This window comes from Terribacillus jepli (assembly GCF_047228925.1).
Taxonomy (GTDB): Bacteria; Bacillota; Bacilli; order Bacillales; family Amphibacillaceae; genus Terribacillus.
Window position 1 is genome coordinate 61,554 of record NZ_JBFEGH010000010.1, and the last position, 18,821, is coordinate 80,374.

General features: G+C 46.4%; 20 protein-coding genes. 13 read left to right on the forward strand and 7 right to left on the reverse strand.

Annotated elements, in window-relative coordinates:
- Positions 1 to 84 precede the first annotated feature (84 nt).
- Positions 85 to 891: a hypothetical protein gene (locus AB1K91_RS12240; protein WP_413090118.1), complete on the forward strand. Its 807-nt coding sequence runs from the start codon at positions 85 to 87 to the stop codon at positions 889 to 891.
- Here AB1K91_RS12240 and AB1K91_RS12245 read toward each other — a convergent pair.
- Together AB1K91_RS12245 and AB1K91_RS12250 are read right to left on the reverse strand one after the other, a co-directional pair.
- Entirely contained in the window at positions 883 to 1,707 is an 825-nt protein-coding gene (locus AB1K91_RS12245) for a histidinol-phosphatase HisJ family protein (protein ID WP_413090119.1), read from the reverse strand. The two genes, AB1K91_RS12240 and AB1K91_RS12245, sit on opposite strands and share 9 nt — an antisense overlap.
- Before the next feature lie 90 nt (positions 1,708 to 1,797).
- Complete coding sequence (locus AB1K91_RS12250; protein WP_413090120.1) at positions 1,798 to 2,730, reverse strand: nucleoside hydrolase; 933 nt, start codon at positions 2,728 to 2,730, stop codon at positions 1,798 to 1,800.
- Between the two features lie 99 nt (positions 2,731 to 2,829).
- Here AB1K91_RS12250 and AB1K91_RS12255 point away from each other — a divergent pair, with 99 nt between their 5' ends.
- Positions 2,830 to 3,774: a fumarylacetoacetate hydrolase family protein gene (locus AB1K91_RS12255; RefSeq protein ID WP_413090121.1), complete on the forward strand. Its 945-nt coding sequence runs from the start codon at positions 2,830 to 2,832 to the stop codon at positions 3,772 to 3,774.
- A gap of 34 nt (positions 3,775 to 3,808) precedes the next feature.
- On the opposite strand, the gene AB1K91_RS12260 is transcribed toward AB1K91_RS12255, so the two are convergent.
- The 3 genes from AB1K91_RS12260 to AB1K91_RS12270 all read right to left on the reverse strand — a co-directional run bounded on the left by AB1K91_RS12260 (position 3,809) and on the right by AB1K91_RS12270 (position 6,548).
- A complete protein-coding gene (locus AB1K91_RS12260; protein ID WP_413090122.1) occupies positions 3,809 to 4,063 on the reverse strand; it encodes an HPr family phosphocarrier protein in 255 nt (84 codons plus the stop codon).
- Between the two features lie 181 nt (positions 4,064 to 4,244).
- A complete protein-coding gene (locus AB1K91_RS12265; protein ID WP_413090227.1) occupies positions 4,245 to 4,976 on the reverse strand; it encodes a GntR family transcriptional regulator in 732 nt (243 codons plus the stop codon).
- Positions 4,977 to 5,105: 129 nt separating this feature from the next.
- On the reverse strand, positions 5,106 to 6,548 hold the full coding sequence (locus AB1K91_RS12270; RefSeq protein ID WP_413090123.1) for a sodium/proline symporter: 1,443 nt from the start codon (positions 6,546 to 6,548) through the stop codon (positions 5,106 to 5,108).
- Between the two features lie 362 nt (positions 6,549 to 6,910).
- Here AB1K91_RS12270 and argC point away from each other — a divergent pair, with 362 nt between their 5' ends.
- The 8 genes from argC (at position 6,911) to AB1K91_RS12310 (ending at position 14,274) form a co-directional block, all read left to right on the forward strand.
- Complete coding sequence (gene argC, locus AB1K91_RS12275; RefSeq protein WP_413090124.1) at positions 6,911 to 7,948, forward strand: N-acetyl-gamma-glutamyl-phosphate reductase; 1,038 nt, start codon at positions 6,911 to 6,913, stop codon at positions 7,946 to 7,948.
- 14 nt (positions 7,949 to 7,962) lie between these two features.
- A complete protein-coding gene (gene argJ / locus AB1K91_RS12280; RefSeq protein ID WP_413090125.1) occupies positions 7,963 to 9,186 on the forward strand; it encodes a bifunctional glutamate N-acetyltransferase/amino-acid acetyltransferase ArgJ in 1,224 nt (407 codons plus the stop codon).
- Between the two features lie 13 nt (positions 9,187 to 9,199).
- Positions 9,200 to 10,000: an acetylglutamate kinase gene (argB, locus tag AB1K91_RS12285; protein ID WP_413090126.1), complete on the forward strand. Its 801-nt coding sequence runs from the start codon at positions 9,200 to 9,202 to the stop codon at positions 9,998 to 10,000.
- On the forward strand, positions 9,993 to 11,171 hold the full coding sequence (gene argD / locus AB1K91_RS12290; RefSeq protein WP_413090127.1) for an acetylornithine transaminase: 1,179 nt from the start codon (positions 9,993 to 9,995) through the stop codon (positions 11,169 to 11,171). Before argB ends, argD begins: the two co-directional genes overlap by 8 nt.
- A gap of 125 nt (positions 11,172 to 11,296) precedes the next feature.
- A complete protein-coding gene (purU, locus tag AB1K91_RS12295; protein ID WP_413090128.1) occupies positions 11,297 to 12,196 on the forward strand; it encodes a formyltetrahydrofolate deformylase in 900 nt (299 codons plus the stop codon).
- A gap of 14 nt (positions 12,197 to 12,210) precedes the next feature.
- Positions 12,211 to 13,095 carry a ribokinase gene (gene rbsK, locus AB1K91_RS12300; RefSeq protein WP_413090129.1) on the forward strand — a complete coding sequence of 295 codons (885 nt, stop codon included), beginning with the start codon at positions 12,211 to 12,213 and terminating at the stop codon, positions 13,093 to 13,095.
- A 40-nt stretch (positions 13,096 to 13,135) separates the two neighbouring features.
- Entirely contained in the window at positions 13,136 to 13,633 is a 498-nt protein-coding gene (gene queF / locus AB1K91_RS12305) for a preQ(1) synthase (protein ID WP_411231110.1), read from the forward strand.
- A 245-nt stretch (positions 13,634 to 13,878) separates the two neighbouring features.
- On the forward strand, positions 13,879 to 14,274 hold the full coding sequence (locus AB1K91_RS12310) for a VOC family protein (RefSeq protein ID WP_413090130.1): 396 nt from the start codon (positions 13,879 to 13,881) through the stop codon (positions 14,272 to 14,274).
- A 55-nt stretch (positions 14,275 to 14,329) separates the two neighbouring features.
- Here the strand turns inward: AB1K91_RS12310 and AB1K91_RS12315 are convergent, their stop codons facing one another.
- Positions 14,330 to 15,337, reverse strand: a complete 1,008-nt coding sequence (locus tag AB1K91_RS12315; RefSeq protein WP_413090131.1) for an NADP-dependent oxidoreductase — start codon at positions 15,335 to 15,337, stop codon at positions 14,330 to 14,332.
- Positions 15,338 to 15,472: 135 nt separating this feature from the next.
- Here AB1K91_RS12315 and AB1K91_RS12320 point away from each other — a divergent pair, with 135 nt between their 5' ends.
- From AB1K91_RS12320 to AB1K91_RS12330, 3 genes are all read left to right on the forward strand, one after another.
- Positions 15,473 to 15,910, forward strand: coding sequence for a DUF2188 domain-containing protein (locus AB1K91_RS12320; protein WP_413090132.1), 438 nt, complete (start codon positions 15,473 to 15,475; stop codon positions 15,908 to 15,910).
- 152 nt (positions 15,911 to 16,062) lie between these two features.
- The gene (locus AB1K91_RS12325) at positions 16,063 to 16,977 is read left to right on the forward strand and encodes a DUF1002 domain-containing protein (protein ID WP_413090133.1); all 915 of its coding nucleotides are present in this window, start codon (positions 16,063 to 16,065) and stop codon (positions 16,975 to 16,977) included.
- Between the two features lie 11 nt (positions 16,978 to 16,988).
- The gene (locus AB1K91_RS12330) at positions 16,989 to 17,375 is read left to right on the forward strand and encodes a RidA family protein (RefSeq protein WP_413090134.1); all 387 of its coding nucleotides are present in this window, start codon (positions 16,989 to 16,991) and stop codon (positions 17,373 to 17,375) included.
- Positions 17,376 to 17,411: 36 nt separating this feature from the next.
- On the opposite strand, the gene AB1K91_RS12335 is transcribed toward AB1K91_RS12330, so the two are convergent.
- Positions 17,412 to 18,635, reverse strand: coding sequence for an MFS transporter (locus tag AB1K91_RS12335; protein WP_413090135.1), 1,224 nt, complete (start codon positions 18,633 to 18,635; stop codon positions 17,412 to 17,414).
- Between the last annotated feature and the right edge of the window lie 186 nt (positions 18,636 to 18,821).

An 18,821-nucleotide genomic window follows, 5' to 3' on the forward strand; every position in this document is an offset into this window, starting at 1 on the left:
AAAAGAATAGGGAAATAAGGTAGGATTGAGTTGGGGAAAATGGTGAAATACTAGGTATAAGCAGGAAAGAACGGAGGGAATAGCATGATACAAAAAGAAACATTACCAAAGCCGGTGGTTGATGCGTCCGATCGCAGCCGCCAACAGGAAGATGAACGTGTTGACGTTTGTCCTGCGGTCTGCAAGGACAACCAGATACCGGTCCATTATTACTTCACTTTTATGCCAAGTAACGAGCGTTTGCTTGTTGCAGAGGATGGCAGGGTACCTGCACAGCATGAAGTGGAAGAACTGGCTGTTCGTTATTATAGTTATATGACCAGTGTCCAGATGATACGGAGGCTGACTTCTGACAATGGAGTCAAATTGACAGATCAGCGCTATCATTCCTTTCGTCAGTTGCTGGAGGCTGTGGAGAAGAATGTCATGCATCTGGCGACCGACATCATTCAGCAAGCATTTGCCAGATTCTTTGAGCTTCTGGATACGATTCGGGAAAAGCAGCAGACAATATTGAAGCATACAGCCGAAGCGGAAAAACTGATGGATGATACGATCAGCAAAGGAACATTCACGAAGGCGGAACAGGAATTGATGGAACAGCATTTAAACAAAGTCGTACAGGCACAATATGCAATTGCACAGAAGAAAGAGGAGACGACAGCAAGCCAAGCAGAAGTATTTGAATTCTTCAAAGAGGAGATGTGGCTTGATCTCAAACTGATGTTTTATTATGTCAGGCTGCGGGTTTTGAAGAGAGAGCTATGGAGTGAAGAAAATTCGTATATGCAACATCCTGACAAACCAGCATTGGTGCCGGAAAGCCAGGATGAGCAATTCAAAGCATTTATCAAACAAAAACTGCGCAATGAAAAGAAGATATTAGCTTAGGGAAACAGCTTTAGGTTCGCGTTTATCAAACTGATATATATGGGTGAAACCGCATTGCTTTGCAATTTGAGCAGCCTCTTTTATGCCTGCACCGACTGTTTCTGCCTTATGAGAATCCGAGCCAAGTGTCAGGATCTGTCCGCCTAAATCATGGTAAAGCGATACGATTTGCGGTGTCGGAAGAGCTTCCCCTAGGGAGCTCCGAAGACCGGATGTATTGATTTCGATGCCGATACTGCGCTGTATCGCTTTTTCCAAAACAGCGGCAATCTGGTCCTTATACTGCTCGAATACATAAACTTCATGTCCTTCTTGGACAGCATACCGCTTCATCAAATCGATATGTGCGAGTACATCGATATCTGCATCCGAAACGAGCTTGTACATTTCGGCAAAGTAATCATCATAGAAGGTATCCCGATTCGCACGCAAATGCAGTCTTAGTTTTTGGTTGCCGATATTATGAACAGAACCCATGATGAAATCAAATGGAATAGAGCTGAGCTCTTTCTCATATACATCCATCATCAAATGCGGCTCACATAATTCGATCCCCATCTTGATGGTTAATTGGTCCCCATAGGATTCACGGGAATCCTTGATATCCTGCTGATATTTAGCGAAATCCATATGACCGTAGGTAGGTGCATCCGGATTCACGGAATAATGCTCAGTGAAACAGATTTCTTTGATTCCTTTGCTGATTGCTTGTTCACACACATCTTGCATCACAGCTTTGGAATCGATTGAGTTATTCGTGTGATGATGGTAATCCATATACATATCTCTAATCTGCCTTCTTTCCGTTTCGTACATATTAGGTTATCCACAAGTGGATAACGGCCACGGAATAGTATAACAAATTTATTGTATATATGCGATACCAATTAAATGAAACAAAGCCCATCATGCTTTCATCAAAGAGAGGATATAAGAGAAGAAAGCATCATGATCGACATCATACACCAATTGAATTTCCTTGCCGCTCTCATCTTCATATGTACGTCCCTGCGATGGACCGTCAGCCTCGACACTTATTTGGACAGGCTTTTTCTTCACTAATGAGCTGTTCCCGACAGAAGCTGTCGTAAGTACATCCCATAAATAATAGGTGGAATTCGTCTCAAAGTGGACTAGCGGCGGTACGGCAGCATAGCTTTGGCCGACAAAATCCACCCCTTCATGCTTGCGATTACGGGCCCATTCTTCCCGAATATCCACAGTCAAAGGCACTTGATTGGTACTTTCCAGCGCTACCATATCAATTAGTATGTCACTTTTCCAAACAATGTCCATCGCTTCTGGATCCCAGAAAGCATTCCACTCAGCAGTCCCATCATGTTCGGGCTCTTCGACATTGCCTGTTGGCAGCAAGGTGCCACCCATCCATACAAGCTTCTCGATATGCTGTACGATGCTGGGGTCCATTTCCAGAGCACGGGCCAAATCAGTAAGCGGCCCGATGAAGATAAGGGTTGTTTTTTCTTCTTGTGCTTTCAATTTATCGATTATATCCAGATGGGCAGGTTTTTCAGCAACCTTTGTACGCACTGGCAGATGTTCATTCAATATTGGTAATGCATCAACAAAGAATGCATGCATGCGCCAGTCTTTCGGAAACGGGTTCTTGCCCCGGGAAGTGGATGCTGCAATCTCAAGTGTCTCGCTATTGCCGAAGCGGTCGCTGATTTTCCGGCTCGCTGATAGAGCGGGCTCCAAATAGCAGTCTGCTGGAATGACGGAGCAGCCGATAAGGCGCACATTCTCCATTTTTAGTAAAAGATAAAGTGAAATTAGATCATCGACGCCGCCATCATGATTCAAATAGACGTTTTTCATTGTTATGACTCCCTTTCTTCTATGCTGTCTGACTTCCTTACTATATCATAGAAAGAGAGAGTCAATTTTGAGTATTCGCAAAAGAAGGAGAGTGCTTGGATGAAGCTAGTAGCTTATAAAGTTGGCAGAGACCTTAATCCGTATCGGATCGGCAGCAGGGTGGAAGGACGTATCATCGATTTACAGGAAGCGTACCGTCAGTTTCTCCTGTCAGAGGGGGAAATGGATTTGGCGATGACGGTGGAGAGTCTGCTTCCGGCTGATCCGAATGCTTTTTACAGCATGGGGCCGCATGCGATGAAGCGCGCTTTCCGAGCAGAGTCATTTGCACTTGCAGAAGGACTGGAGGAAGTTCAGTACAGGGCAGAAGAAATCACCCTCGGGCCGCCGGTTCCAAAGCCCGGAAAAATTGTTTGCGTCGGTTTGAACTATAAAGATCATATTGAAGAAATGGGCCGGGAATTGCCGAATTACCCAGTTCTTTTCGGAAAGTTCTCCAACGCGGTTTGCGCGCATGAACAAGGTGTGTATCATTCGAAGCTAACCGAAAAACTGGATTACGAAGGTGAATTGGCAGTGGTGATCGGGAGGAGGGCGCAAGAAGTAACAGAAGACGAAGCGATGGACTATATAGCAGGATATACCATTGCCAATGATGTATCGGCACGTGACTTGCAGCGTCGAACGCCGCAATTCCTTCAAGGAAAGACATTGGATCGCAGTGCGCCGATGGGTCCGCATCTTGTCACTGTGGAGGAAATAGAAGATATATCGAATCTATCGATACGCACGTTTGTGAATGGGGAAAAACGGCAGGATTCCAATACGAAGCATCTGATATTTTCCGTTCCTTACTTGGTTTCATTCATCTCTGGTATCATGACCTTGGAACCAGGGGATGTAATCATGACCGGCACGCCAAATGGAGTCGGATTTGCCATGGACCCGCCGCAGTTCCTGACTGAGGGGGACGTAGTCGAAATCGAAATCGAAGGAGTCGGACAGCTGCGGAACACAATCATTCCAAAGCCATCCCGACTTTAAAGGAAAGACGGCTCCGGACAACGGAGCCGTCTTTTTATTTATTGCTTATTTCCACAGGGAGGCCGTTGCTGAGGAATACATCCCGCATCGCCTTCTTTGCTTCCTCGGCGTCTTCGCCATATATCTCCAAGCGGAAGAAATCGGACGTCAGCACACTATTGGATAGTCCGAGCATACTTTTGGCATCTACCACTTTATTATCCATCACTAGAACAATACTCGATTTGAATTTGTTTGCAGTCTGGTTGATATCTACTGCAGCATGGATGAGTGTTTTCTTCGATCGCATATATCATTCTCCTTTATCTAGCATTTTGCAATACCAAATTTTACAGCAGTAGCACAAAAGTGCAAGCTCAACTAATTGATAGCGCTTACAAAGATCTTTGGTAGCAGTATAACATATTGTACAGTTAGTGCAATGATTTTAATAAGCATATGCAAAAAAGCGCACATCGCGTGCGCTATTATTAGAAAAATTCGAAGTTTTTTTCGCTCTGGCGGAAACTGACTTCAAATTTCCATTTCTTCGAATTGACAAAGTAGACGTTTACATCAACCGGTTCATCCGCTGCTGTGTAAGAGGTCCTTGTCACTTTGATCAAAGGTGTGAACTTCTGATCGAGTTGAAGTATTTCCTGGAGACTGTCATCGGCGATCACAGCTTCGATTTCTTCGTCAGCCCGGGCCACTTTCACTTGGAATTCATCATTGAGTATTTCAGCAATGGAGAAGAAATTATCATTCGTTTGTAATGACTCAACCGGAAACCGAGGGTGGACATAATGCTCCAAATAAATGATCGGATCTTCCTCGTAGTAACGCAGACGGGTCATTTTTGTCAGCTCTACATTTTCATCCACCTTCAATAGCGGAGCAATGGCTGGTGCATATACACTTTCGATATTGATTGTGCGCGACGTGATCTTTTCCCATTCGCTCAAGTAATAGTTGGTGAAACCTGTCATTCTTGTCCAGAGCTGTTTCGGTCGATTCTCGGATACGAACGATCCGCGACCTTGCAATCGGTAAATGAAACCGTCACTTTCCAGCTTGGATAAGGCTTGCCTGACTGGTGTCCTGCTAGCCTGATAGAGCAGGTCCAATTCTTTCTCGGACGGAAGCTTCTGCCCTTCTTTATAGAATCCACTCATGATCTTGCTGACTAGATCATCGTAGATGGTTTTGTATAAAGACTTCATTTTCACATCGTCTCATCCTTTAAATTAGAGATATAACTGAAACTAATGATAAGGAAGATTCTCCAGGAAAGTCAATGTATAGACTGAAAAAAAACAGGCCGGCCAATACTGGCAAGCCTGTTTTTCATATTATAGATTCATACTTTCTTCCTTCGTGGGAACTTCATCATGTTTTTTCGTCAGCTTACTAACTGCCAGCAGAACAATGGTGGAGATTGCCAGTCCCGGAATGATTTCATATATATACGTATCCAAGCCAAATCCTTTCCAGATTACAGTGACGACTGAACCGGTAATCATGCTCCAGAAGGCACCCCATTTGGTTGCGATATCCGAATAGAGGCTGAATAGGAGGACAGGAGCGAAACTCGCGGCAAGCCCAGCCCAGGCGTACTGTACGAGAGCGAAGACGGATTCCAGATTCAATAAGGCGATACCGATGGAAAGCAACGTTAGCACGACCATGGCGGATCGGCTGATGAATAAGGTTTGTTTACCGGTGTACTGCCTCTTTGAAAAGGACTTCCATATATCGCTTGCAATTGCTTGTGTCGTTACCATCAATTGCGAAGAAAAAGTCGATTGTATCGCGGCGAAAATTGCCCCGACAATTATACCTGCTATGATCGGATGCGACACCTCCAAAGCCACAGTAGGGAACACATATTCCGGGTCATCCAAATTTGGCAATAGGACACGTCCGATGAGCCCGAGTAAATTGGCCCCCGTCATGGTAATGATGATCCATGCCATCGCGATGATGGAGCCCTGCTTGATCGTCTGGCCGTCTTTGGCTGACAGGAAACGCTGGGAGATATGCGGCTGTCCGGGTACGCCAAACCCGAAAGCGATATGTCCAATGATGATGCCGAGTGCCAGTGAACCAGCATTGCCGGCTGCCGGGGAGACAAGCAGTGGATCGATGCCGGCAATAGTGTTGAAGAAGGCGTCAGGTCCGCCCAATTGGAAGAAAATCATATAGATAGGGAATCCCAGGAGTACACCGAGCATCATGAGACCTTGGGTGACATCTGTAATCATGACAGATCGGTACCCACCGAGTATGGAATACCCTAATACAAAAATACCGCTCAATATTAGACCGGTATTGAAATCGAAATCAATGACAGCATCCAATGTCTTTCCGGCAGCAGACAATTGGGAACCCATATAGGCAACGAAGAAAATGACGATTATCAAACTGGAGGTAACCTTCAGTAAATGCGATTTATCATGGAAGCGTTTCTCGAAATAATCGGACATGCTCAGAGCTTCCGACTTTTCGGAAAACTTACGCAGTCTCGGGGCAACGACAAACCAGTTTACAAAATAACCGATCAAAAATCCAGGCAGCATCCACATAGTCGATATACCGGCAAGATAGGCCTGGCCTGCTGCTCCGATAAAGATCCATCCGCTTGAATCGGTAGCACCTGCACTAATGGCAGTCGAAAACGACCCAAAATTACGATCTCCCAGATAAAATCCTTCTTCTCCTTTTGTGATGAATTTTTCAGCTGTATAACCAATCACGAAAACGGCCACTAAATAGATGATAAATGTTGCAATCATTCGTTATCTTCTCCTTCCTCTTTCATGCGGCTTGCTTGGATGAATGCAGCAAGCATACCTAAAACGGGGACGATAACGTATAAAAACCAAATGAGCGGTGTCATGCTATTGGCCTCCTTTAATCGATGCATTTAAGCTCTTCAATGATAAGGTGGGACAGTTATAGAGTCTGTTTTTTACCGTTGCGCGTATCTAAGATGCAGCGCAAAATAATATACTGATTATACATAGTATTATAAGTGGGGTCAAGATGTGAGGTGGTTATGGTATAGTTTATATTTTTTATCATACCTATTGAATAAAAATACACATTAAAGTATAATTACTAACTAATTCATACTGGTTTACAGGGGGTTACGATTGTGAAAGTTGCAATAATTGGCGGTACAGGTTATGGAGCGGTAGAGCTGCTTCGGCTTTTACATATACATCCATATGCAGAAGTGAAAGCAATCATCTCCCATTCCAGTGCGGGAAAATCATTGACCGAATTATATCCGCACACAGATGGTTTTATGCAAGGGAACATGGAAACATTTGATGTTGCAGCCCTGAAAGAGCAAGTGGACTTTGCCTTTTTTGCAGCTCCGCCTGGGGTTAGCAGAGATTTGCTTCCACAGCTTGCTGACGCGGGTATACGCTGTGTGGATCTGGCCGGGGATTTCCGCTTGAAGGATTCCGAAGTTTACAGCCAGTGGTATAAAGTGAACCCAGCTTCACAAGAATTATTGGAAAAGGCAGTTTACGGACTGCCTGAATGGAATAAGAGCAAGATAGCGGAAGCAGACTTTGTAGCAAATCCTGGTTGCTATCCGACGGCGGCTTTGCTTGGTCTGTTACCGGCTGTACATAATGGCCTGGTCGATCCAGCCTCCATTATCATCGATGCCAAGTCAGGCCTTTCGGGAGCAGGTAAGTCTCCGGGTGCCGTAACACATTATAGTGAAATCAATGAAAATATGAAAGCTTATAAACTGGGATCGCATAAGCATATTCCTGAGATTGAACAGCTTTTGGCAGAAGCGGGCGGTACGCAGCAGCCCATCAGCTTTTCCACACAGCTGGTGCCGATGACTCGAGGGATCATGACCACGATCTATGCCAATCTGCAAGTCGGTTTGTCGGAAACTGAATTATTGGAATTATATGAAACTTATTACAGGACTCACCCGTTTGTCCGACTCAGGCCGCAGGGAGAATGGCCGGCAACGAAAGAAGTTGCAACAAGTAATTTCTGTGACATTGGATTGCATCTGGATGAACGGACAAATAGGCTTACCATCATATCTGTCATTGACAACTTGGTAAAAGGAGCAGCAGGTCAAGCCATCCAGAATATGAATATCATGCAAGGCTGGGAGCAGGCTTCGGGTTTATGGATGCTGCCGGTTTATCCATGAAGGAGAGGGAACAAATGATAAAGGCAGAAAAAGCGGCATATACAATAATTGAAAATGGAAATGTCACCAGCCCAAATGGTTTCCAGGCAGGCGGGGCAGCTATTGGCATCCGCAAACACAACAAACTTGATTTAGGATGGCTATATTCAGACATCCCAGCTGCAGCTGCAGGTGTGTATACGTTGAATGCTTTTCGGGCAGCTCCGCTGCTCGTGACCGAAGAAAGCATCGAATTCGAGGGCAAACTACAGGGAATTGTGGTGAATAGCGGTATTGCCAATGCCTGTACTGGAGAAGAAGGTTTGGCGAATGCTTATGCAATGCGTAAAGCTTTTGCTGACCAGCTTGGGATTCAACTCCAGCATGCGGCAGTAGCATCTACTGGGCTGATCGGTGTCCAGCTGCCGATGGAAAAAGTGATGTCGGGAATCCAGGCAATTGAGGGAGAAGGCAGGGCGGATGATTTTGCTACAGCCATCCTGACGACGGATACATGCACAAAGCAGATTGCTGTCAGTCTGGAGATTGATGGTGTACCGATTACAATCGGCGGGGCTGCGAAGGGATCTGGCATGATTCATCCAAATATGGCGACCATGCTCGCTTTCGTGACGACAGATGCTGTTATTCCAAATGACATGCTGGAACAGCTGCTGAAGAAGACTACGGATAATTCCTATAATATGATCACAGTTGATGGGGATACAAGTACGAATGATATGGTTCTTGTACTGGCCAATGGAAAAGCAGGTAATAAAGAGCTAAGCCCGACTCATCCGGAATGGGAGAAATTCTCTGCAGCCTTCCAGTATGTGTCACAGGAATTGGCGAAGAAAATCGCTCGCGATGGAGAAGGAGCGACGAAACTTGTCGAAGTTCGTGTACAGCAAGCCAAAACAGAAGAAGATGCCAAAAAAATAGGCAAGGCTGTCGTGGCTTCCAGTCTTGTGAAAGCGGCAGTATATGGAGCGGATCCGAACTGGGGCCGTATCATTACGGCAGCAGGATACAGCGGCGCTTCCTTTTCCCCGGATAAGATTTCGGTTTGGCTAGGCGATAGCATGGTTGTTCAGAATGGCAACCCTATACTGTTTGATGAAGCGGAAGCTAGCGAGCACTTGAAGCAGGAAGCGGTCCTGATCACAATTGATTTACAGGAAGGATCCGAGGAAGCAAACGCCTGGGGCTGTGATTTGTCATATGATTATGTCAAAATCAATGCCTCCTATCGGACATGAGGGGGGCGGCTAGATGAATTTCCTGGTTATAAAATGCGGTGGCAGCATCATCGACCAGCTGCCCGATAATTTCTATGATAATATCGCAGCCATTCAAAAGCAGGGCGATTGGAAACCTATCATTGTACATGGTGGAGGCAAGCTGATCAATGATTTGCTGAAACAGACAGGGGTAAAGACGGAATTCGTCGATGGACTCCGGGTGACGACAGAAGAGGTGCTTGATGTTGTCGAGATGGCATTGAGCGGCGCTGTAAATAAGTTTCTTGTCCGAAAGCTGATGGCCCGGACGGATGCCTATGGCGTAAGCGGATTGGATGGCAAGCTGCTGTATGCAGAACCTGTTGCGAATGCGGATAAGCTCGGGCTAGTCGGAACTGTGACAGAGGTGAACACAGCTCTGATCGAACAGATTGTCTCACAAGATAATATTCCGGTCATTTCCCCGCTGGCTGGCGGGGAAGGAAATTGCCGGTTCAACATCAATGCCGACCTTGCAGCATCAGCCATCGCGCGTGCGCTCCATGCAGAGCTGTGCTTCATAAGCGACATTCCGGGGATTTATCGGCAGGAACAAGGGCAGAAACAGATGCTTACTAATGTAACGGACAGAGAATTGAAACAGATGATAAATGAGGGACTCATCAAGGATGGTATGATCCCGAAGGTGCGAGCAGCATTGGAAGCTTTGGAGCATGGAGCAGGAAAAGTCACCATCGTCAACGGACTTGCAAAGGACAGTTTATTGCAACTAGTGGAAGGTAAAGTCGCAGGAACAACCATTACATTATCGGAGGAGGCCCATCATGTCTGAAACGAATACAGCCGTATCAGCTGTCATGCCGACTTACAGCAGGTTCCCGATTTCCATAACAAAAGGGGAAGGAAGCTATGTCTGGGATGATGCAGGTAAACGTTATCTTGATTACACTGCCGGAATCGCCACTTGCAACTTAGGTCATGCCCCGACAACCGTGAAAGAAGCTGTCAAGGAACAGCTGGATACTCTATGGCATTGTTCCAACCTTTATCATATTCCGATTCAAGAACAGCTCGCGGAGCTTCTGACTGCCCATACATTCGCTGATCAAGTATTCTTTGGCAATAGTGGCGCAGAAGCGAATGAAGCAGCAATCAAACTGGCGCGCAGTTATGCCCAGAAGGTAAAGGGAACGAAGGCTTTCGAGGTCGTCACCTTCAGTCAATCCTTCCACGGACGTACGCTTGCGACACTGGCTGCAACAGGTCAGGAAAAGATCCAGAAAAACTTCGCACCGCTGACAAAGGGCTTCCGCTATCTCCCTTATAACGATGTCGAAGCATTGGAAGAGCTGATCGGTCCGGACACTTGCGGCGTTCTATTGGAGCTTGTCCAAGGAGAAGGCGGCGTAATCCCTGCTGATCCTGCGTGGGTAAAGGAAGTAGAAAGTCTTTGTAAAGAACATGATGTACTGTTCATGCTGGATGAAGTGCAAACCGGTGCAGGACGTACTGGTACGCTTTATGCTTATGAGCAGTATGGGGTAGAGCCCGATGTGCTGACTACCGCTAAAGGGCTAGCTTCAGGGATACCGATCGGGGCTATGCTTGCTTCCGGGAAGGCAGCCGCAGCTTTCGAAGCGGGCAGTCATGGCAGTACGTTCGGAGGAAATCCGGTAGCGGCTGCAGCGGGAAAAGCTACCTTGGGAGTGATCACGAATCCTGGATTTTTGATAGAAGTACAAGAGACCGCTGCTTATTTCCGGGGTGAGCTGGAAGCTATCGCTGCCAAGTCCAGTGCATTCACCGATGTGCGCGGGAAAGGGCTGCTGATCGGTCTAGGTACGACAGGAAAAGCGATCGAGCTTGTCCACCAGGCTCGTGAGCTAGGTTTGCTTGTTTTGGTAGCCGGGGAGCATGTGCTGCGTATATTACCGCCGCTCAATACAACCAAAGCGGAAGTCGATTTCTGCATCGGGACATTGAAGCAAATTGCAGGTGCATAAAGCAACGGAGCACTCATACAATACTTACGATTCCATTCAATTTGGAATCGTATTTTTTTGTCACAACTATCTGTTGTCGAAACAAGATACAATCGTTAAGATAGAAGAATATTAGGAGGTAAGCCATGTCCGCACATTATCTAGAAAAAATCAAAGCTTTCCAGCAGCAGAATGAAAACAGATATCGGATCGTCATTTCCTGTCCTGATCAGCCGGGAATTGTCGCAGCAGTTTCCGAATTCCTTTATAAGCAGCAAGCAAATATCATGGAATCAAATCAATATACAACAGATCCGGATGGGGGGAGTTTCTTCCTGCGGATTGAATTCGAATGCCGACAGGACGGCGATACGCAGCAGGAGCTGGAGCAAGGGTTCCAGCAGATTGCGGATCATTTCCAAATGGAGTGGCAGCTTGTGCGCGTCCGTAACCTGAAAAAAATGGCTTTATTCGTGTCGAAGGAACTGCATTGCCTGCAGGAAATTTTATGGGAATATCAAAGCGGCAACCTGATGGCCGACCTTGCGGTGATTGTCAGCAATCACGAGGACGCACGCGAATTGGCAGAAGCCTATGATATCCCATTCCATCATATCCCTGCCAACAAAGATATCCGTCAGCAAGCAGAGCGCCAGCAGCTTGAGCTATTGGAACAATACGATATCGACACCATCATTCTCGCGAGGTATATGCAGATCCTGACACCTCTATTCCTGGAGAATTATAAAAATAAAATCATCAATATCCACCATAGTTTCCTTCCAGCCTTCATCGGCGCTAAGCCGTATGAACGTGCTTTTGAACGTGGGGTGAAGCTGATCGGGGCAACGAGCCACTACGTGACATCTGATTTGGATGAAGGTCCGATCATCGAGCAGGATATCCACCGGGTCAATCATAAGGATAAAACAGAAGATCTAAAACGTGTCGGCCGTCTTGTCGAACGGAGTGTACTCATGCGTGCAATCAAATGGCATGTGGATGACCGTGTAATCGTATATGGCAATAAAACGATCGTATTTTAAAGGAGGACTTGACCATGGCGCCGAAAATAACGGTAATCGGCAGTCTGAATATGGATTTGACTGCTACTTCAGCAAAGCGTCCCGCTGCCGGCGAAACAATACTGGGTGAGCGCTTTGAGACATTCCCTGGCGGCAAAGGGGGCAATCAAGCTGTCGCAGCAGCTAGGCTTGGAGCGGATGTTACCATGATTGGAATGGTCGGTCAGGATCCTTTCGGGGATGAGCTGATGCAAGTTCTCCAGCGGGAAGGCATCTGGACAGAGCATATTGGCAGAGCCGCCACTTCTTCGGGTGTTGCTGTCATCCAGGTGGTAGAAGGGGATAACAGCATCACTGTCATCCCAGGAGCGAATTATCAGCTCACATCGGATTATATCGAAGCGAAGCGGAAAGTCATCGAAGAAAGTGATATTGTCCTCATTCAACTGGAGATTCCGCTCGAGGCAGTAGCAGCTGCGGCTGCATGCTGTAAGGAAGCGGATATACCTTACATATTGAATCCTGCTCCGGCACAGTCGCTGCCTCGTGAAGTCATCGATCAGGCAGCGTACGTGACGCCGAATGAATCAGAAGCTGCCATTTTATTTGACGATACAGATAAGGCACTAAGGGAATACGCCGATAAACTTGTCATCACAAAAGGGGAAGCGGGCGTCACCCACAGCGGCGGGCATGTAGCATCATTCCCTGTCCAGCCAGTTGATACGACCGGAGCTGGCGACACATTCAATGCTGCCCTCGGCCTCAAGCTGGCCAGCGGCAGTCCGCTGGATGAAGCTTGCCGCTACGCCAACGCAGCCGCCGCCTTGCAAATTGGCTCCCCAGGTGCACAAGCCGGAATGCCGACACATGATGAAGTCATCACCTTCATGAGACAAAACGGACAAAATCCTTTATAATAAGAAACGCTTGTGTAAAAGTCAGCAAGGAGGAATACAAATGGCAGGAAGAAAGCCAGAAGAAATGGAAGACGTAACATTGCTCGGTAACAAAAACAATGTCTACGATTTCGATTACAAACCTGAGGTTCTCGAAACCTTTGATAATAAACACACATACCGTGATTACTTCGTGAAATTCAACTGCCCGGAATTCACGACGCTGTGTCCGATCACGAACCAGCCTGATTTCGGTACTGTCTACATCAGCTACATTCCGGATGAAAAAATGGTGGAAAGCAAATCGCTTAAGCTGTATCTGTTCAGCTTCCGTAACCATGGAGATTTCCATGAAGACTGCATGAACATCATCCTGAATGACCTGAAAGAACTGATGAACCCACGCTACATCGAAGTATGGGGCAAGTTCACACCACGCGGCGGAATTTCTATCGATCCTTACGTCAACTACGGCCGTCCAGGCACGAAGTATGAGCAAATGGCAGATCATCGCATGATGAACCATGATATGTATCCGGAGAAAGTGGATAACAGATAAGATGTGATAAACTATATGGCCATGGGAAACTTGTAAAAATATGACCATTTGAGTATATGAGGAGGCATCCCTGATAAAGGGATGCCTTTTTTGTGCATACTATTACATGTAATGGCGGAAATGGATGAAGAATTGTTTTGCTCAGGTGTTATAATTCATTTATAGTAATTAGAATTTTGCTCTGCTTGAATCAAGAGCTCTAGCGGAGTATCGTGGGCTGCAATTATCGAAGGAGGAAATACATTATGAAAATCGTTGTTACAAGTATATTCGTAGACGATCAAGACAAGGCATTGACTTTTTACACAGAAACGCTGGGATTTGTGAAAAAGCATGATGAACCTGCTGGAGAATTCAGATGGATAACCCTTGTTTCTCCTGAAGAGCAAAACGGTACCGAACTTTTGCTCGAACCGAATAATAATCCAGTTGCCAAAGAGTATCAGGAGAAGCTTTTTGCGCAGGACATCCCTGCAACGATGTTTGGGGTGACGGATATTGAGAAAGAGTATAAACGCTTATCGGAACGCGGTGTGCGGTTTACTACAAAGCCGACAGAAATGGGAGAAGTCGCATTAGCTGTTTTCGACGATACATGCGGCAACTATATTCAAATAGTACAGAATAAAGTGAACGGTTAATTAGCTTTTTTTATATAAAAATGCCTGACAGATCAATTACTGTCAGGCATTTTTATTATTCCCCATCTGCTACTTTAACCAGTTGCTTACCTAGATTCTCACCTTTGAACAATCCAAGGAAAGCATCCGGTACATGCTCAAAACCTTCCACTACATTTTCTTCGTATGTTAGCTTGTCCTGTTTGAACCATTCGGATAGCTGTTTTTTTCCTTCGGCGAAGCGGTCGCTGTAGTCTCCGACGATGAAACCTTGCATTTTAGCTTTTGATTTGACGAGGAAGCCGTGTACACGCGGTCCTTGATCTTCTTTTTTGTTATAGGAAGAAATGCTGCCGCAGAGCGGGATGCGGGCGTGCGCATTAAGCAAGGGATATACAGCGTCGGATACGGGACCGCCAACATTATCAAAGTAAATATCCACGCCATCTGGGCAGGCTTTCTCAAGAGCTTTTGCCACATCGTCCTCTTTATAATTGACGACTTCATCCGCACCTAGCGTGTTTTTGACATAGTCAAGTTTTTTCGGAGAGCCGGCGATGCCGACGACGCGGGCGCCGAGTATTTTGGCGATTTGGACTACGGTTGATCCGACTGCGCCGGCTGCACCGGAAACGACGACCGTTTCACCGGATTTCGGTTCACCGATATCTATCAAACCGAAGTATGCAGTTAAGCCAGGCATGCCCAATACACCTAATGCAGTAGAGATTGGACCGAGATCTGGATCGACTTTTTGCAGGTTATCCGTATCGGCCGTGTTGTAACGGGCCCAAGGCAAATTGCCGAGCACAAAGTCGCCTTTTTGGAATTTATCTGATTTGGATTCGACAACTTGACCGACGACACCACCAGCAATTGGTGCATCCAGCTCGTATGGAGGTACGTAGGATTTCGTATCATTCATCCGGCCGCGCATGTATGGATCGACACTGATATAAATGCTTTTGATGAGCACTTGACCTTCCTTGAGCTCGGGGATTTCGGTTTTGACATAGCGGAAAGTATCTTTGGTTGGCATGCCTTCCGGGCGTTCTGCTAATTGGATTTCTTCGTTATTCGCCATTTGGCTTCATCTCCTTTTTGGTAATATGGCAATTGTAAGACGGGGCGGAAGCTCATACAACTCTTTTGCTTTTTGCGTTTCGTGGATACAAGTGGGGGAATAGTAAATACATAAAAACGCAAAGGAGTTTTTAGCATGCCATGGACCATGGACGATTATCCTGCTTCGCTGAAAAATTTGGACAAACCAGTCAAAAAGAAGGCAATAGAGATCGCCAATGCGATGGTGGATGAAGGCTACGATGAAAGCCGGGCCATTCCGATTGCGACCAGTCAGGCGAAAGAGTGGCATGGAAATGCCTCGAAAAGGGAAGTGAAGGATTTCATGAAAAATGATGATCCGACAAAACGGGATTCCGACGCGTCTCACAGTAACCCGGATTTAATCGATAATCCAGAGGAGGTCGTGCCCCATGATGAGGGCTGGGCAGTTCAAGCCAAGGGATCGAAACGTCCTTCCCAGGTATTTGATAATAAGCAGGACGCGGTGAAGCGAGCAAAGGAGATTGCAGAAAACAAAGGGACAGAGACGATCATCCATAAGAAGGACGGTTCTGTTCAGAAACGTGTTTAAAGAAAGAGCTGCATCAATCAAGATGCAGTTCTTTTGCTTTACTTCCTTTATGTACAACCAGGGATGTAGAACAAGATAAGACTTTATTTATTTCCATAAAAGCTTATAATGGGAAAAGCAAGACCATTTTGAAGAAAAGGTGGATCATTTCCATGAGAAGGTTAACCAAATGCATGGCGGCTTGTTTCGCAGTTGCCTTGATGTTCAGCTTTGCCTTTTCCGATGTTGTATCCGCAAGTACAGGAAAGAACACGGATAGTATCAATGAGAAATTCGGCTTGCCGATTGTCGTAGTTGGAGATTCGTTATCAGAAGCACAAAAAGAACAGGTCAGAGCAGACCTAGGTGTTACAAATACAGATAATGTTGAGGAAATCCCGGTTACTGCCGATGATATCGTGAAATACATAAATGGCGATGCCAATTCCAGAATGTATTCTTCAGCGATGATCACAAGGGAAGATGAAGGACATGGGCTTGATGTTCAGATCGTTACACCTGACAATATCACGCAGGTGACAGTCGATATGTATAAAAATGCTTTGCTGACAGCAGGTATCGAGGATGCAACAGTGGATGTAGCTTCTCCAGTAAAGGTTAGCGGCCATTCCGCTTTGACAGGTATTTACAAAGCCTATGATACTGCGGACGGCAACCTGGATCCGGAGCGGACTGAGGTAGCCAATGATGAGCTGGATCTGGCAACGGATTTAGCGCAGAAGGAAGGTCTGGATAACGAGAAAGTCACGCAGCTTTTGACTGATATCAAACAGGAAATTGCGGAGCAGGATCCTGCCACGCGGGAAGATGTGGAACAGATTGTTTCCGATCAGCTGAGCAAGCTGGAAATCAGCTTAAGCGATGAAGACCGTCAGCTGCTCATCGATCTTTTCGATAAGATGCGCGAGCTGGATATCAATTTCGATGGCGTGAAATCACAGCTTGATGACATTGCTACAACGATCCAGGACAAGATAGATGAAGTGGCCGGAAATGATGGTTTCTGGCAAGGTGTGAAGGATTTCTTCAAGTCGATTGGTGACTTCTTTAAAAATCTGTTTTCATAGGAGAGATGCGTATGCGTAACATCATTCAAACTGACAAAGCCCCACAAGCAATCGGCCCTTATTCCCAGGCGGTGGAAACAGCAGGGACCGTTTACATTTCCGGGCAGATTCCATTGGATCCGGCTACAGGAGAGATGGCTGGGACAATCGAGGAACAGACGGATCAGGTCATGAGGAACTTGTCCGCGATTTTGGAGGAAGCAGGGCTGTCATTCGACCAAGTGGTCAAGACAACGATATTCCTTACATCCTTGGACGACTTTGCAGCTGTGAATGAGGTATACGGCCGCCATTTGTCCGAACCTTACCCAGCACGGGCGACAGTGGAGATTTCCAAGCTGCCTAAAGGGGCAAGAGTGGAAATCGAAGCAGTAGCTGTCCGCAGCTTTAATATGTAAGAAGAAAGGATTGCCGAATTTGATCGGCAATCCTTTTTAGATGGAAGAGGTCCGGGTTTGTGTCCGGACATTCCGGATATGGGCGGTTAGCAATGTGATGCCGCAGATGATCAACAAGGCGCTGGTCATATAGAAAACCGCAGAGAAGCCGAAATAACCAGCCATCATACCGCCGAGTATCGGGCCGATGAAGTTCCCGAGGAAACGAAGGCTGTTATTATATCCGAGAACCTCGCCTTGCATGCTGACTGGAGCCGCTTGCCGGATATAAGCTACTCGCAGCGGAATGATACCGCCGATTGCCATGCCCAGAAGCAGGCGGATTACAGCGAGTTCCCAGACGGAACCGACCAATGCACCGGGTATATAAACAATGCCTGCGGCGAATATGAGTCCAATCAGGATTTTGACATAACCAATACGGTCGCCGAGCTTTCCCCACGTCCTTGTCATGAGCAGGTTGCCAAGTCCGGCTGCTGAAAATGCGATACCGGAGTAGAATGCTATATTCTCAGGTCCATGAAGTTCCTGCACGTATAAAGAGAGAATTGGCTGGACACTGAAATTGGCAATCTGGATCAATGCACTTAAAATGAGTACGACTAATAAAATCGGGTCTTTCAGGATATGCGCCAGGACTTCCTTGGAGGTATAGTGTGATTTCTCGCCTTTTTGAATTTTGACCGGATATTCCTTTGTTCCAAAAGTGACCAGGACGGCGGAGGTGAAGACGCTTATCGATACAAGCAGGAATGTCCCGTGGAATCCGATACTGTCAGCGAGAACCCCGCCAATCATCGGGCCGAAGAGCATACCTGTGATACTGCCGGTCTGTAAAGTACCGAGCACTCGTCCGGCAATGTGACTGGGTGTCTGCGTCGAGATGAATGCTTGGGATATCCCGATGAAACCGGTGAAGATTCCCATGAATACTCGAAGCATGAATAGCTGCCAGACATTTTCGGTGAATCCGAGCAGGAGAATGGAAACCCCCATGCCGAAGGAAGATATGATCAAAATGAGCTTCCGTCCGTATCGGTCACCGATTTTCCCCCAAAATGGCGAGCATATGAATGCGGTAACAAAAGTCACCCCGAAAATGATGCCAGACCAGCTTTGGACTTCCCGATCGGACAGCGTTCCGAATGATGAAATATATAAGGAGAGAAATGGCATGATCATACTCAAGCTCGCCGAGATGAAAAAGTTGGCGAACCACATGATAAACAGGTTGCGTTTTGCGAGCTGTTCGTCCGTCATTATGTGAAAAACACTTCTTTCGCATTAATATTTCGTTTCCCTAACTATTTATACACACGAATAGAAGGGTTATGCAAAAGGATAGCTTGGAAACGACAGGATAGAGAAAAATTGCAGGGGAACAATGAACATGATAAAATAGAGGATGTTCTGCTAATATAACATAATTTAGCAAACCACTTAAAA